14 protein-coding genes are annotated in these 14,565 nt (G+C 66.3%); 2 read left to right on the top strand and 12 right to left on the bottom strand.

The features are described from left to right. The 12 genes from ABYB95_RS05970 to ABYB95_RS05915 all read right to left on the bottom strand — a co-directional run. Nucleotides 1–646, bottom strand: a 646-nt coding sequence (locus ABYB95_RS05970; protein WP_372657550.1) for a Gfo/Idh/MocA family protein, incomplete at its 3' end; no start/stop codon positions are given. Next, nucleotides 643–1,665, bottom strand: coding sequence for a sugar phosphate isomerase/epimerase family protein (locus ABYB95_RS05965; RefSeq protein WP_372657549.1), 1,023 nt, complete (start codon nt 1,663–1,665; stop codon nt 643–645). The genes ABYB95_RS05970 and ABYB95_RS05965, both read right to left, overlap by 4 nt. A 207-nt stretch (nt 1,666–1,872) precedes the next feature. Beyond that, a complete protein-coding gene (locus ABYB95_RS05960) occupies nt 1,873–2,835 on the bottom strand; it encodes a substrate-binding domain-containing protein (RefSeq protein WP_372657548.1) in 963 nt (320 codons plus the stop codon). Nucleotides 2,836–2,908: 73 nt separating this feature from the next. Next, entirely contained in the window at nt 2,909–3,925 is a 1,017-nt protein-coding gene (locus tag ABYB95_RS05955) for an ABC transporter permease (RefSeq protein WP_372657547.1), read from the bottom strand. After that, nucleotides 3,906–5,393, bottom strand: a complete 1,488-nt coding sequence (locus tag ABYB95_RS05950; protein WP_372657546.1) for a sugar ABC transporter ATP-binding protein — start codon at nt 5,391–5,393, stop codon at nt 3,906–3,908. The genes ABYB95_RS05955 and ABYB95_RS05950 overlap by 20 nt, the downstream gene beginning before the upstream one ends. Then, nucleotides 5,390–6,592 carry an ROK family protein gene (locus tag ABYB95_RS05945; RefSeq protein ID WP_372657545.1) on the bottom strand — a complete coding sequence of 401 codons (1,203 nt, stop codon included), beginning with the start codon at nt 6,590–6,592 and terminating at the stop codon, nt 5,390–5,392. Before ABYB95_RS05945 ends, ABYB95_RS05950 begins: the two co-directional genes overlap by 4 nt. Before the next feature lie 190 nt (nt 6,593–6,782). Next, on the bottom strand, nt 6,783–8,306 hold the full coding sequence (locus ABYB95_RS05940) for a YdiU family protein (protein ID WP_372657544.1): 1,524 nt from the start codon (nt 8,304–8,306) through the stop codon (nt 6,783–6,785). A 70-nt stretch (nt 8,307–8,376) separates the two neighbouring features. Continuing rightward, entirely contained in the window at nt 8,377–9,426 is a 1,050-nt protein-coding gene (gene egtD, locus ABYB95_RS05935; RefSeq protein WP_372657543.1) for an L-histidine N(alpha)-methyltransferase, read from the bottom strand. Then, nucleotides 9,423–10,616, bottom strand: coding sequence for an ergothioneine biosynthesis protein EgtB (gene egtB, locus ABYB95_RS05930; protein WP_372657551.1), 1,194 nt, complete (start codon nt 10,614–10,616; stop codon nt 9,423–9,425). Before egtB ends, egtD begins: the two co-directional genes overlap by 4 nt. A 210-nt stretch (nt 10,617–10,826) precedes the next feature. Further along, nucleotides 10,827–11,303, bottom strand: coding sequence for a YHS domain-containing (seleno)protein (locus ABYB95_RS05925; protein WP_372657542.1), 477 nt, complete (start codon nt 11,301–11,303; stop codon nt 10,827–10,829). A gap of 137 nt (nt 11,304–11,440) precedes the next feature. Further along, nucleotides 11,441–11,914, bottom strand: a complete 474-nt coding sequence (locus tag ABYB95_RS05920) for an N-acetyltransferase family protein (RefSeq protein WP_372657541.1) — start codon at nt 11,912–11,914, stop codon at nt 11,441–11,443. A gap of 34 nt (nt 11,915–11,948) precedes the next feature. Next, nucleotides 11,949–12,530, bottom strand: coding sequence for a uracil-DNA glycosylase family protein (locus ABYB95_RS05915; protein WP_372657540.1), 582 nt, complete (start codon nt 12,528–12,530; stop codon nt 11,949–11,951). Nucleotides 12,531–12,731: 201 nt separating this feature from the next. On the opposite strand from ABYB95_RS05915, the gene ABYB95_RS05910 reads away from it, so the two are divergent. After that, nucleotides 12,732–13,343 (top strand): PolC-type DNA polymerase III, encoded by a 612-nt coding sequence (locus ABYB95_RS05910; RefSeq protein WP_372657539.1) that lies wholly within the window; start codon nt 12,732–12,734, stop codon nt 13,341–13,343. A 55-nt stretch (nt 13,344–13,398) separates the two neighbouring features. Next, nucleotides 13,399–14,505: a 3-deoxy-7-phosphoheptulonate synthase gene (locus ABYB95_RS05905; protein ID WP_372657538.1), complete on the top strand. Its 1,107-nt coding sequence runs from the start codon at nt 13,399–13,401 to the stop codon at nt 14,503–14,505. Nucleotides 14,506–14,565 lie beyond the last annotated feature (60 nt).

Raw genomic sequence — 14,565 nt, 5'->3', positions numbered from 1 at the left:
TCAGCAGGTTTTCGGCGTGGGAACCGATGTCGCCCATGGCACCCGCGTGCCCGCTCTGGTGCGGGTCGGTGCGCCACAGCGCCTGCTTGTTGCCACTGGCTTCGACCCGCGCGGCCAGCCAACCTTGTTGGTACTCGACCACCACGCGGCGCACGCTGCCGATGGCGCCGCTGCGCACCATTTCGCGCATCTGGCGCACCATGGGATAGCCGGTGTAGGTGTAGGTCACGCCAAAGACCGTGCCCTGGCGTGCCACGGCCGCCACCAGGTCTTGCGCCTGCTCGCTGCTGTGCACCAGCGGCTTGTCGCACACGACATGAAAACCCGCTTCGACAAAAGCCTTGGCCACCGGGTGGTGCAGGTGGTTGGGGGTGACGATGGAGACGAAATCGATGCGCTCATGCGGTGGGCGCCGCAGCTCGTCCTCGAGCAGTTCCTGCCAACTGCCGTGGTTGCGACCGTCGGCCAGGAACAGGTCGCGGCCCGAGGCACGCGCTTTGTCGGGGTTGCTGGACAGCGCGCCCGCCACCAGCTCGATCTGCCCATCCAGCGCGGCGGCCTTGCGGTGCACCGCGCCAATGAAAGCATCGCGCCCGCCACCCACCATGGCGTAACGCAGCTTGCGGTGTGCGTCTCCAACGGTCATCGTGTGCGCCCCGATGACGTGTCTTTGGCGAACGCGGCGTCGAACGCGCCGGTGGCCGGTTTGAAATCGAGGCGCTTGCAGAAGGCCGCACTTTCGGTGGCGCCGTGCACCCGGTCCATGCGGCTGTCTTCCCATTCCACGCTCAAGGGGCCTTCGTAGCCCACGTCGTTGAGCGCCACGATGAGCGATTCGAAATCGATCATGCCGCGCCCCACGCTGCGAAAGTCCCAGCTGCGTCGCGCATCGCCAAAGCTGGTGTGGCCGCCAAAGGTACCCACCGTGCCATCGCCCTTGCCCCACCACACGTCTTTCATGTGGGCGTTGAAAATGCGCGGGCCGAACTGGCGGATGAAGCGGATGTAGTCCACGCCCTGGTAGGCCAGGTGGCTGGGGTCGAAGTTGAAGCCGAAGCGCGCATGCTGGTTCACGGCTTGCAGCGCGCGCTCGCTGGTGGCGATGTCAAAGGCGATTTCGGTCGGGTGCACTTCGAGCGCGAAGTTCACGTCCATCTCGTCGAACACGGCGAGGATGGGCGCGAAACGTTGCCCGAAGTCGGCAAAGCCCTGGTCCCAATAGGCTTGTGAGGTGGGCGGAAATGCGTAGATCGAATGCCAGATGGACGAGCCGGTGAAGCCGGTCACGGTCTTCACGCCGAACTTCGCCGCGGCGCGCGCCGTGTCGGCCAACTCGGCAGCCGCCCGCTGGCGCACGCCCTCAGGGTCACCATCGCCCCACACGTGGGCGGGCAAGATGGATTGGTGGCGTTCGTCGATGCGGTCGCACACGGCTTGTCCCACCAGGTGGTTGCCCATGGCGAAACAGCGCAAACCGTGCTGCTTCAACAGCGCGTGTTTGTCTTGCACGTAGGTGCTGGAAGCCAGTGCCTCCTGCACATTGAAATGGTCGCCCCAGCAGGCCAGCTCCAGGCCGTCGTAGCCCATGCTTTTGGCCAGCGGCGCGAGTTCGGCCAGCGGCAAATCGGCCCACTGGCCGGTGAACAGGGTGACGGGTCTTGCCATGGGGTACTCCCGGAAAATGCAGCTAGCCATACGAATCAAGGGGGTTGTGGGTTGCCCGCCCTGCACAGCCCAGGGGGCGCATGTCGGCTCACTCAGCGACCGCCGCGCAAGGGCCGCCCCGCAGCGCTGGCGGTGTCCCCCTTCCCAAATGGCGCAGCCATTCGAGAGAAGGGGGACGGCGCGAAGCGACGCAGGGGCTTGCTCTCATCAGAACGGCGAGTCGGGGAAGTAGAACTGCTTGGCGTTTTCCTTGGTGATCAGCACCGAAGGAATGATGTAGGTGGCGGGCAGCTTCTCACCCTTCAAGCGCGCTTCGGCGGTGAGTTTGATCGCGTCGTAGATGAACTTGGGCGAGTACGACACATTGGCCTGGATGCGTGGATCGCTGCCGTCCATCAGCGTCTTGATCATGCCTTTGGCACCCGCGCCACCGAACACGATCTTGATGTCTTTGCGCTTGGCCTGGTCGATGGCTTTGAGCACGCCCACCGCCATGTCATCGTCGGCCGCCCAGACGGCATCGATGTCCTTGAAGCGGGTCAGGTAGTCCTGCATCACCTTGAAGGCATCGTCGCGGTTCCAGTTGGCGTACTTGGCGTCCAGCAGCTTCACACCGGGGTTGTCTTTCAGCACCGCGTTGAAGGCGTCCATGCGCTCGTTGTCCAGCGTGGTGGCGATGCCGCGCATGGCCACCACGTTGCCCTTGCCGCCCAGTGCTTTCACCAGGTACTCGGCCGGGATCCTGCCGAAGGCCGTGTTGTCACCGGCCACGTAGGCGTCTTGCGCGCTGGTGTCGGTCAGGCCCCGGTCCACCACGGTCACGTACACGCCCTTGCTCTTGACCTGGGCCACCGGCTTGGTGAGCGAGGCCGATTCGAACGGGAAGATCACCAGCGCGTTGATCTTGTTCACCGTCTGCAAGTCTTGCAACTGGTTGGCCTGCTCGGGCGCACCGCCTGCGGTCTTGACGATGACCTGCAAGCCGGGGTTGGCCTTCTCCAGATCTTTCTTGGCCTGGTTGGCCCAGTACACGATGCCGCCGGTGAAGCCGTGGGTGGCCGCCGGGATGGCAACGCCCAGCACGACCTTGTTTTGCGCCATGGATGGGAAGGATGCGAGTGCGGCCAGTGCAACGGCACCGATCGCCAGTCTTCGGGTGATGGTTTTCATCTGTTTGTCTCCTGCGGGAACGGGTTGAAGAAGGCGGCTTTCGGCCACCGGTTGGGGAACACGGTTGGGGTCGCTAGCGGCGGCTGCGCTGCATGAAGGCGACCGAGATGATCACAAAGCCCTGCACGGCAGCGTTGAGGTAGACGCTGATGATGCTGGTGAGGTTGAGGATGTTGCTGATGACCGAGAGCAAGATGGCGCCGATCACCGTGCCGGTGATGCTGCCCGCACCGCCCTTGAGCGCGGTGCCGCCGACGATGACGGCGGCAATCGCCTCCAGCTCCCACAACAAGCCGGTGTTGGGCGTGGCGGAGCCCAGGCGCGGCACATACAGCAAGGTGGCGATGCCCACGCACATGCCCAACAGCACGTAGGTGAGCGTCTTCACCCGGTCCACGTTCACCGCCGCGTAGCGCGCCACCTGTTCGTTGGAACCGATGGCCTGCACGTAGCGACCAAAGGCCGTGCGCTTGAGGATCAGACCGCCCAGCAGGGCCACGAACAGAAACACCCAGACGGGCACCGGCAGACCCAGAAAAGCCGCGTAATAGACCGGGCTGTACACGTCGGACAAATCGTTATCGAGCGTGATGGCGCCGCCATTGGAGAAGTAGGTGAGGTAGGCGCGGTAAATGCCCAGCGTGCCCAGGGTCACGATGAAGGGCTCGATGCGGCCCTTGGTGATGAGCAGGCCGTGCGCCAGGCCAAACAGCGCGCCCAGCACCAGGGCCACGCCCATGCCCAGGGCCACCGCGAGCAGCGGCGAGGGCAGCAGCGGGCCGACCGCGTTCATGGTCATGATCACGCTGCCGGCGATCAGCGCCGCCATGGAGCCGACCGACAGATCGATGCCGCCGCTGACGATGACAAAGCACATGCCGACCGCGATGATGCCGATGAAGGCGGTGCGGGTCAGCACGTTGGTGATGTTGTCCACATCGGCAAAGTTGCTGTTGAGCAGCGTGCCGGCGATGCACAGCAGCACCAGGCCGATCACCGGCCCCAGGCTTTGCAGTTGCGTGTACCAGTGTGGTCGCGCCATGACCGGGACGGCCGTGGCGGCGCTGGATTCAGTGGGTTCCTGTGGCATGGGCTATCAAGTCCTCTTCGGTCAGTTGTTCGGCTTCGAGCACGGTCTGCAAACGGCCTGCGCGCATCACGGCGACGCGGTGGCATATGCCGATCAGTTCCATCAGTTCGCTGGAGATCACGACCACCGCCAGCCCTTCGCGCGCCAGCTTCTGGATCAGCAGGTAGATGTCGCGCTTGGCGCCCACGTCCACGCCGCGCGTCGGTTCGTCCAGCACCACCACCTGGGGGCCGGGGTGCAAGACCTTGGCCAGCGCCAGCTTTTGCTGGTTGCCGCCGGAGAGCGATGAGGCCAGGCTGTCGAGCGAGCCGGCGCGGATGCCGAACTCGTCCACCGCCTGGGCCAGCGCCTTCAGTTCGTCCTTCACCCGCAACCAGGGGCTGGCGTAACGGTCCAGCGCCATCAGGGTCAGGTTCTGGCGCAAACCAAAGCGCACATGCAGACCCTTGCCTTTGCGGTCTTCGCTCAGGTAGGTCAGCCCCTGCGCCGCCGCCTCTCGCGGGTTGCGCAGGCGCACCGCCTGACCATGCAGTTCGATCGCACCCGCCGAGCGCGGGCGCAGACCCATGAGGCCTTCGAACAGTTCGGTGCGGCCCGCGCCGACCAGGCCGGCAAAGCCCAGGATCTCGCCTGGGTGGACCTCAAAATCCACATCGGTGGCCCAGCCCGGCACGGTGAGGCCACGCACCTTCATCGCCGGTGCGCCACCGCTGGCGAGCACCGACTTGGGCGGATACAGATCGGACAGCTCGCGGCCCACCATGAGGCTGGCCATCTGCTGGCGCGTGAGTTCGCGCGTGGGCTGCTGGGCAACGAACTGGCCGTCGCGCATCACCACCACCTCGTCCGTCACCTGCTCCACTTCGTCGAGCTTGTGCGAGATGTAGACCATGGTCACGCCCTCGGCCTTGAACTGCGCCATGAGCGCAAACAGGCGCTGCGTTTCGCCCGGGGTCAGCGTGGCGGTGGGCTCGTCCATGATCAGCAGCCGGGCCTTGCGCGCCAGCGCCTTGGCAATCTCCACCAGCTGCTTTTCGGCCACGATGAGCTGCTTGACCTTGGTGTTCACGTCCACCCGCAAACCGACTTGTGCCAACGCCTGCTGCGCCTGTTCGCGCATGCTGGCGTCGTCCAGCAACCAGCCGCGTTTCTTCTCGTGGCCGAGAAAAATGTTCTCGGCGATGCTCAGGTCCTCGGCCAGGTTGAATTCCTGGTGGATCAGCACAATGCCTTGCGCCTCGGCATCGCGCGAACTCTTGAAGCGCATGGCCTGGCCGTTGATGCGCAACTCGCCACCGCTCAGGTTTTCGTAGCCCGAGAGGATCTTCATCAAGGTGGACTTGCCGGCCCCGTTTTCGCCCAGCAAGGCGGTGATGCGCCCGGGTTGCAGCGCAAAGTTCACCCCGTGCAAAACCTGCACCGGGCCAAACGACTTGAGCACGTTGTGGAAGCTGACCGCGACGCTCATGCCGCAGCCCCGCGCTGTTTCAGGGTTTCCTGCAGCGCCAGCACACCCGCGCCCACCAGCCCGGCTTTTTCGGCCAGCGGCGTGAACTGGATATCCAGGTGGCGCGTGGACAGGGCCAGCGAACGCTTGTAGACGCTTTGCCGGACCGAAGCCAGAAACAGCGGGCCGATGCGGGTGATGCCGCCGCCGATGAACACATGCGACGGGTTGAAGAAGTTGACCATGGAGGCCAGCATCTGGCCGATCAAACTGCCCGCGTCCTGGATGATGTGGTTGGCCGCCGTGTCGCCTTGTCGGCTGGCCTGCGCCACGTCCAGCGGCGTGATGACACCGTTGTTCTGCAGGCATTCGGCCAGCAGGGCGCTTTCACCGGCCAGCGCGGCTTCGGTGGCGCGGCGGGCCATGGCCGGACCGGCCGCCATGGCTTCGACGCAGCCCAGATTGCCGCAATGGCAGCGCGGGCCGTGTGCATCGACGCAGATGTGGCCGACGTCTCCGGCCGAACCGTTGGCACCGCGGTAGACCTCGCCGTGGCAGACGATGCCGCAGCCGATGCCGGTACCGACCTTGATCACCAGAAAATTGGGCAGGCTGCGCTTCAGGCGCCACAGCTCGGCCAGCGCCATCAGGTTCACGTCGTTGTCCACGAACACCGGTGCGGCGTAGTCTTCGCGCAGATAGTCGCGGATGGAAAAGCCGTCCCACTGCGGCATCAGCGGCGGGTTGACCAGCATGCCATGGGCAAAATCCACCGGGCCGGGCACGCCCAGGCCGATGCCCATGACCTGGGCCGGGGTCTTGCCACACTGGGCCAGCAGCTGGCGCATCAGCGCCCGCACGCGCGAGAGCACCACACCGGGTCCGCTGAGCACATCGGCGGCTTCCGCGTGGTGGGCCAGCACCCGCAGATCGGGCGCCATGATGGCCACGTCCACGCTGGTGGCGCCCAGGTCGGCGCCGATCAACACACCCAGATCGCGGTGCAGTTGCAAGGTTTCGGGGCGGCGCCCGCCGGTGGAACCTTGCAGCCCGGTTTCTTCCAGCAAGCCCTGATCGAGCAAGCCCGCCACCACGCTGTTGGCCTTGGTCTTGGAATAGGCCAGCTGGTCTGCCAGCGCCAGACGCGAAGCGCCCGCCGACCAGAAAACGGTCTGCAAGACGGCGGCTTCGTGCGTGGCCAAATGGTCCCAAGGGGTCAAGGCTTGTCTCCTGCTGATCCACCCTCGTGTATTTGGGGCGGTGACGCATCCTAGGACCGGCGCTTCCGCCCATCAAGCCCTATGTTTGACCTAATTTGGTTCTAAGTGCGCCCATGGAGCGGTACAAAGCACAGCCCGGGCAGGCGTGACCGACCCGGTCACCGCCTGGGACGCTGCAAAAGGCCAGGTCTCAGGTGCCGCAGAAAGTGCGGTAACCCGCCGCCTGTTCCGCCGTGGCGGGCTCCGCAAAGGCGGCCCAGGCCGGGTCTGCCTGGAACGGCTGGCGCAACACGCGCAGCAGCGTTTCGAACGGCGCGAAATCGTCGCGCTCCACCGCCGCGCTCAGCGCCGCTTCCACCAGGTGGTTGCGCGGGATGTAGACCGGGTTGGCCTGGCGCATGGCCACAAGGCTCCCGGCTGCGCCATCGACCCCGCTGTTGGCCCCGAGCGCCAGGCGCGCGCGCCAGCGTGGCAGCCAGGCGTCGAGCGCCGACGCATCCAGGTACAGGGCGCGCAAACCGGCATCGCGCCCACCGCTGGGATCTTGCGCCAGCTCACCCAGTTGGCGAAAGGCCTGGGTGAAGTCCACGGCCTGACCGACCATGCTGGCCAGAAAATCGCTCGCCAGTGCCGCATCGTCCGCCTGCTCGCCCTGCAAACCGAGCTTGCGGCGCATCTGGGCAAGGTGGTGGTGCTGGTAGCGTGCCGGGAAGGCGTCGATCACCTCGGTCGCCAGGGCCACGGCGGGCTCGGCCTCGCTGTGCAGCAGCGGCAGCAGCCCCTCGGCCAAACGGGCCAGGTTCCAGCGCGCGATGTGCGGTTGGTTGCCGTAGGCGTAACGGCCATCGCGGTCGATCGAGCTGAACACGGTGGCCGGGTCGTAGTGGTCCATGAAGGCGCAAGGGCCGTAGTCGATGGTTTCGCCCGACACCGCCATGTTGTCGGTGTTCATCACGCCGTGGATGAAACCCACCGCCATCCAGCGCGCCACCAGGGCCGCCTGGCGTTCGGCCACGGCCTGCAACAAAGCCAGGTAGGGATTGGCGTGGTCTTGCAGCGCGGGGTCGTGGCGCGCGATCACGTGGTCGGCCAGGCGACGCAGGTCGGCGGCTTCGCCACGCGCGGCGAAAAACTGGAAGGTGCCCACGCGGATGTGGCTGGCCGCCACGCGGGTGAGCACCGCACCGGGTGGCGCGCGGCCGTCGCGCTGCACCACCTCGCCGGTGGCCACAGCGGCCAGCGCACGCGTGGTGGGAATGCCCAGCGCGTGCATGGCCTCGCCCATCAGGTACTCGCGCAACACGGGCGCTAGCGCGGCCTTGCCGTCGCCACCGCGCGAAAACGGCGTGCGGCCCGATCCTTTGAGCGCGATGTCTCGGCGCTGGCCGTGGCGGTCGATCAGCTCGCCCAGCAACAGGGCGCGGCCATCGCCCAGCTGGGGCGAATACCCGCCGAACTGGTGCCCGGCGTAGGCCTGGGCCAGTGGCGTGGCACCGGGTGGCGCCTGGTTGCCCGAGAAGATGGCCGCACCCAGCGGACCGTCGAGCGCGTCGGCGTCCAGCCCGAGCTCGGTGGCGAGTTCGCGGTTGAACTGCAGCAGCCGGGGCGCCGGCACCTGGGCCGCTTGCCAGGGCGCGTAAAAGCCCTCCAGATCGCGCGCGTAGCGGTTGTCGAAGGCAAAGCCTGCGGGGTTGTCGGTGGATGCAGATGTCATGAAAAAGCGGAGTTGAAAAACCGTCCGTGGCGGGTGGGCCTGGTACCCGGCCCGCGCGGTCGCGGTGCGGTCAGGCCTGTGGTGGTGGGGTCGGAACCGGTGCAACCACCGGCACTTGCCAGACCGCCACCGCGTACCAGGCCTGGGCATCGGTCAGCAGACGTTGTTCGGTGAAGCCCGCCGTCTGCGCCAACTGGTCCAGCATGGCGCGGTTGTACTTTTGAGACTGCTCGGTGTAAATGGTTTCCCCGGCGGCAAAGTGGAAATCGCGCTGCAAACGGCTGCTGTGCACCCGCTGCGCGCGCTGGCTCACCAGAAAGCTGCGCGCCGCGCCGTCGAGCGGGGAATAACTGGCGTAGTTGCGGAACTGCGCCAGGTCAAAGTCCATGCCCAGTTCGCGGTTCAGGCGGGTCAGCAGATTGAGATTGAAGCGGGCGGTCACGCCCTGGCTGTCGTTGTAGGCCGCCAGCACCACTTGCGGGTCTTTCATCAGGTCCAGGCCCAGCAGCAAGGCGTCGCCGGGGCGCAGCTGGCTGCGGATGCGGCGCAGCAACGCGACCGCGTCGCTCTGGCTGAAGTTGCCCAGATTGCTGCCCAGCAGCAGCACCACCCGGCGGTGTTCGGCGGGGGTCGTGGGCCAGTGTTCAAAGTAGTTGCCGCACAGCGGCTGCACGGCGCAAGCGGGCAGGCGCTGGGCGAAACGCTGGCGCAGTTCGCGCAGCGCCAGCGCCGATACGTCCATCGGGTGGTAGGTGCAGGCCGCGTCCCGGTTCTGCAGCGCGGTGCACAGGGTCAGGCTTTTTTCGCCGTCGCCACTGCCGAGTTCGATCAGGTCGACCGCGCGCGCATCGGGCGCGATCAGCTGCGCCAGTTCGTCGCCGCGTTCGCGCAGGATGCTGTGCTCGGCGCGCGTCAGGTAGTACTCGGGCAAGGCCATGATGCGCTGGAACAGGCGCGAACCTTCGTCGTCGTAGAACCAGGCCGCAGACAAACTCTTTTGCGCCTGGCCCAGGCCGTCCAGCACCATGCGGACCAGGGCCTGGTCCAGCGGCGCTTCGCTGGGGTTCGACGCGGCGCTTGGCTCGCGCGGTGTGGCCAGGGCCTGGGCTGGGGTCTTCATGCGCGCGCCGGTCGCAAACCTGTGTATTGCCAGCGCAGCGGCGGATGGAAAAAGTTGCGGTAGCTGCGGCGCGCGTGGCTGGGTGGCGTGGCAAAAGACGCGCCACGCAACACCATTTGCGAGACCATGAACTTGCCGTTGTATTCACCGAGCGCACCGGTGGCCTTGCTGAAACCGGGGTAGGGCAGATACGCGCTTTCGGTCCACTCCCAGCGCTGGCCCCAGTCGAAGCGGTCGGCCAGGGCCTCCCATTCGAATTCGGTCGGCAGACGCCAGCCTGCCCATTGGCAAAAGGCGTGCGCTTCAAAATAGCTCAGGTGGCTGACCGGTGCCTGCGGCGCCAGCGGCATCAAACCTTGCAAGGTGTAGTGCATCCAGCCACCAGGGTGCTCGGGATCGGGCTGCCAGTACAGCGGTGCGCGGTGCGCCAGGCCTTGCAGCCAGGCCCAACCTTCGGAATGCCAGAGTTCAAAACGCTGGTAACCACCATCGGCCATGAAGGCCAGGTATTCGGCGTTGCTCACCAGGCTGTCGCGCAGCGCCATGGGCGCGATGTGCACCGTGTGCCGGGCCGATTCGTTGTCAAACGCAAAACCCTCGCCCGCATGCCCGATGTCGCAAGGGCCACCGTTCCAGCGGTGCCAGACGGGTTGATCGGTGTGCGCCGCCAAGTGTTCGGTCTGCAGGTCCACCGCGCCGAGACCGTTGGGGTCGTAGCTCGGTGCCAGCGGGTTCATGCCCAAAATGTATTTGGCGTCGGCGAGCAGCAGCTCCTGGTGTTGCTGTTCGTGCTGCAGACCCAGTTCCACCCGCGCCGCCAGCTCGTCGCTCATGGCCCCGCCCAGCAGCGTCTGCATGGCCTGGTCCACATGGACGCGCCAGGCCAGTATTTCGGCCACGGTGGGGCGGCTCAACGCGCCGCGCTCCACGCGTTGCACACGTTCGCCAACCGACTCGTAGTAGCTGTTGAAGATGAAGCCGTAGCGCTCGTGGAATACCCGGTAGCCCGGCACGGCGTGCACCAGCACCATGGTCTCGAAGAACCAGGTGGTGTGGCCCAGGTGCCATTTGGGCGGGCTCACGTCCACCACCGGCTGCGGCACATGGTCTTCCGGTGCCAGCGGGGCACACAGGCGTTCGCTGCGTTGGCGCACGCTGCGGTAGCGCGCCACCCGGAGATCGCCCACCATCGATGGCCCTTGCTCGGCGTTGCCGCTCACGCCACCGCCTTCGCGCCACACGTGCCAGCGGTCGGGCAAGCCGATCGCGCAACGCGGTCCAGGGCGCCTGTCACCTCAGCTTGCATGTCGGGTTCTGCCTTTCCATGGGGGATTCTGGAGTCCAGGCCATTATGACCAGCGGGCGTGTCTGTGTGGCGTCACGCACTGCCTGAGTGGGGTTCAGGGCTTTTGGGTGATCGCCTGCCAGGCGGCGTCTGCCTGGATTTTGTAGGATTTCCAATCCCCTTGCAGCCAGCGCTGCCGACCCGCTTCGGCGTAGAACAAATACAGCCGGTCGCCAAAAAACTCCCACACATCGCCATCGGTCTCCACCAGGCCCTCGTCGGTGGACAAGGCGTTGGCGCAGTGGCCGTTGTAGCTCGGTGCATAAGCCGCCGGATTGGCGGCAAAGCGTTCGGCGCTGCTCATGGAGGCGAAACGCCAATGTGCGCCCAGGTACAAGACCTCGTAGCGCTTTTCGCCCTCCACCACCCGATGGGCCTTCTGTGCCGCGCTGTCGTGGTACGAGACTGTGTCCTTGCCGCCGATGGCGGTCTGCGTCCAGAAACTGGCGCTCACGGGTTCGGCGCCGAACACCGGGAACAGCAGGGACAGACCGAGCACGAACAGAGGGAGGACTTTGTAGAGGGTGCGCATGCGGTTCGTTGGGCGTTGGGCGTTGGAAATGGGTAGATGGAAGTGTGGAAGTGCAGGCGCATTGAAAAAGGGCGCCCATGGGCTGGCGTATTCAGCCGCCAGCGGGTTCCTGGCCGAGGCCTGACAGTCCGACCATGTTAAGGGCCGGTCAAGCTCTTGCTGTACACCCAGAAGCGCTGGTCGCGCTGCCAGCCCATGGCGGTATACAAGGCTCGCGCAGCGTGGTTGTCGTGGGCGGTGGACAAGTCCAAACGCGCCGCGCCAGCCTCGCGCCCGTGGGCTTCTGCCGCTTGCATGAGCGCGCGGCCCAGCCCGGTTCCACGCGCCTCGGGGCTCACGAACAGGTCGTACAAGGTGAAGATGGGCGCGACCAGCACCGAGCAAAAGCTGGGGTACAGCTGGCAAAAGCCGGTCAAGCCCGAGGCCGCGCGCCCGCCCACGAGCAACACCGATTCGCCCCGCTCGAAACGCTGGTTCAGATACGCCGTGGCCAACGCCAGGTCGCCGGGCTGTTCGTAAAAGCGGCGGTAGGCGTCGAACAGCGCGGCCACGGCGGGCAGGTCGCGGCGTTCGGCGGGGCGGACAAACAGGGAGTCGGGCGCGGTGTTCATGTGGACGGCGGTGCAAACGATGAAGGGTTGGCCATCACGGTAACAGCTGCTGCGCCACCCGTTGGCGCAGCACGGGCAGCAGATCGGCTTCGAACCAGGGATTGCGTTGGAGCCACAACTGGTTGCGTGGACTGGGGTGGGGCAACAACACCGTGTGGGGCCAGTGCTCGCGCCAGTGGGTCGCCGCCTCGGTCAGCGTGTGCTGGGGCTCGGGGCCGTGGTAGGCCTGCGCGTAGCGGCCCAGCACCAGCGTGAGCCGCAGCGACGCCATACCGGCCAGCAGTGGGGCGCGCCACGCCGGGGCGCATTCGGGCCGGGGCGGCAGATCACCCGCTTTGCCGGTGCCGGGATAACAAAAGCCCATGGGCAGGATGGCAAATTGTTTCGGGTCGTAAAACACCTCGGGCGACACCCCCAGCCATTCGCGCAGGCGTTTGCCACTGGCGTCGTCGAACGGCACGCCGCTGGCGTGCACCTTGCGGCCAGGCGCCTGGCCGGCGATCAAGATGCGCGCCGCCGGATCGGCTTGCAGCACAGGCCGTGGACCCAGGGGCAACTGGGGTGCGCACAGGCTGCAGGCGCGCACCTGTTTGAGCAGGGTGGTGAATCGGGACATGCGGGATGGGCTCGGTAGCAAACAGCACTGTAACGAACACCGGGTGTGGAACAAGCCACCCCTGTCCGCCACACAAGGCATGTCACGATGCCGGTCATGGCCTTTGCGCAGCTTGTGCGCAGAATGGGTCTGCGAAAATCCCTGCACAGCGCGGCCCCGCCCGCAGCACCCACACACTTTGCACAAGGCCCCAGCCGCCCCATGACCCCCATCGCCGTCATCGACTTTGAAACCACCGGTATCTCGCCCGGCATGGGCGACCGCGCCACCGAAGTGGCCATCGTGCTGGTGCAAAACGGGCGTCTGGTGGACCGCTTTCAGAGCCTGATGCACACCGGGGCGTACATCCCCGCCTTCATCACCCAGCTCACCGGCATCACCAACGCCATGGTGGCCAACGCGCCGCCGGCCGCCGAGGTGATGCGCGAGGCGGCGCGCTTTGTGGACGGCGCGCCCATGGTGGCGCACAACGCCTCGTTCGACCGCAAGTACTGGCAGGCCGAACTGGCGCACGCCGGGCTGGCCGCACCACACCCTTTTGCCTGCACCGTATTGCTGTCGCGCAGGCTGTATCCGCAAGCGCCCAACCACAAGCTCGGCACCCTGGTGGATTACCACCGGCTGCCGCGCACCGGTGCCGCCCACCGGGCATTGGCCGACGCGGAGATGGCCGCCGAACTGCTGCTGCGCATCCAGCACGATTTGCAAAACCAGCACCGCGTGCCGGTGCCCGACCACCGCCTGCTGATGGCGTTGCAGCAATGCAGCAAGGCCGCCGTGCCCGGCCTGCTGTCGCGCCTTTGCGCCGCCTGACGCGCTAGCCTCAGACGCCTTCGATACCCACCTCCTTCAACTCGGTACCGCCACCATGCCCCACCGCCTGCATTCCGCCCAGCCCCTGCGCACCCTCGACACCACGCGCGTCGACGACATCCGCATCGGCGCCGTGCGCCCGCTCATCACGCCCGCGCTGCTGCAGGAATGGCTACCCGCGCCCGAGTCGGCGCAGGCCCTGGTACACAGCAGCCGCGAAGCCATCTCCCGCGTATTGCACGGCCAGGACGACCGCTTGGTGGTGGTGGTGGGCCCGTGCTCGATCCACGACCACGACCAGGCCATCACCTACGCCAATCTGCTCAAGGCCCAGGCCGATGCCCTGGCCGACGATCTGCTGATCGTGATGCGGGTGTACTTCGAAAAGCCGCGCACCACCGTGGGTTGGAAGGGCTATATCAACGACCCGCATCTGGACGGCAGCTTCGCGATCAACGAAGGTCTGGAACTGGCGCGGCAGCTCTTGCTCGAGGTGCTGGAGCTCGGCCTGCCGGTGGGCACCGAGTTTCTGGACCTGCTCTCGCCGCAATTCATCAGCGATCTGGTGAGCTGGGGCGCCATTGGCGCGCGCACCACCGAAAGCCAGAGCCACCGCCAGCTGGTGAGCGGTCTGTCGTGCCCGGTGGGCTTGAAGAACGGTACCGACGGCGGCGTGAAAATCGCGTCCGACGCGATCCAGGCGGCGCGCGCACCACACGCCTTCATGGGCATGACCAAGATGGGCCAGGCCGCGATCTTTGAAACCCGTGGCAACGACGACTGCCACGTGATCCTGCGCGGCGGCCCCAAGCCCAACTACGCGCAGGCCGACGTGGACGCCGCCTGCGCCCTGCTCAAGAGCGCGGGCCTGCCCGAACAGGTGATGATCGACGTCTCGCACGCCAACAGCAGCAAACAGCACCGCAAGCAAATCGAGGTGGCTGCAGAAGTGGCCGCTCAGGTGGCGGCGGGCGATGGGCGCATCATGGGTCTGATGATAGAAAGCCATTTGAACGAAGGGCGGCAGGACATGGTGCCGGGCCAGCCTCTGCAACACGGTGTGAGCGTGACCGACGCCTGCATCGGTTTTGAGCAAACCGTACCGGTGCTCGCGAGCCTGGCACAAGCGGTGCAGGCGCGCCGACGCTGGGCAAAAACCTGATGGCCTTGCTCTGGCGCGGCCCGCCCACCGTCAACCTCGCCTTGCAAGGCGGTGGTGCCC

It is taken from the genome of Hydrogenophaga sp. (assembly GCF_041633695.1).
In the GTDB taxonomy this organism is placed as follows: Bacteria; Pseudomonadota; Gammaproteobacteria; order Burkholderiales; family Burkholderiaceae_C; genus Hydrogenophaga.
This window is presented reverse-complemented; position numbering and strand designations above follow the sequence as displayed.

What these genes read in the sequence shown, in the direction of transcription:
- ABYB95_RS05965 (WP_372657549.1), bottom strand. Translation starts at nt 1,665, where the DNA reads ATGGCAAGACCCGTCACCCTGTTCACCGGCCAGTGGGCCGATTTGCCG.
- ABYB95_RS05960 (WP_372657548.1), bottom strand. Translation starts at nt 2,835, where the DNA reads ATGAAAACCATCACCCGAAGACTGGCGATCGGTGCCGTTGCACTGGCC.
- ABYB95_RS05955 (WP_372657547.1), bottom strand. Translation starts at nt 3,925, where the DNA reads ATGCCACAGGAACCCACTGAATCCAGCGCCGCCACGGCCGTCCCGGTC.
- ABYB95_RS05950 (WP_372657546.1), bottom strand. Translation starts at nt 5,393, where the DNA reads ATGAGCGTCGCGGTCAGCTTCCACAACGTGCTCAAGTCGTTTGGCCCG.
- ABYB95_RS05940 (WP_372657544.1), bottom strand. Translation starts at nt 8,306, where the DNA reads ATGACATCTGCATCCACCGACAACCCCGCAGGCTTTGCCTTCGACAAC.
- egtD (WP_372657543.1), bottom strand. Translation starts at nt 9,426, where the DNA reads ATGAAGACCCCAGCCCAGGCCCTGGCCACACCGCGCGAGCCAAGCGCC.
- egtB (WP_372657551.1), bottom strand. Translation starts at nt 10,616, where the DNA reads ATGGTGGGCGATCTCCGGGTGGCGCGCTACCGCAGCGTGCGCCAACGC.
- ABYB95_RS05925 (WP_372657542.1), bottom strand. Translation starts at nt 11,303, where the DNA reads ATGCGCACCCTCTACAAAGTCCTCCCTCTGTTCGTGCTCGGTCTGTCC.
- ABYB95_RS05920 (WP_372657541.1), bottom strand. Translation starts at nt 11,914, where the DNA reads ATGAACACCGCGCCCGACTCCCTGTTTGTCCGCCCCGCCGAACGCCGC.
- ABYB95_RS05915 (WP_372657540.1), bottom strand. Translation starts at nt 12,530, where the DNA reads ATGTCCCGATTCACCACCCTGCTCAAACAGGTGCGCGCCTGCAGCCTG.
- ABYB95_RS05910 (WP_372657539.1), top strand. Translation starts at nt 12,732, where the DNA reads ATGACCCCCATCGCCGTCATCGACTTTGAAACCACCGGTATCTCGCCC.
- ABYB95_RS05905 (WP_372657538.1), top strand. Translation starts at nt 13,399, where the DNA reads ATGCCCCACCGCCTGCATTCCGCCCAGCCCCTGCGCACCCTCGACACC.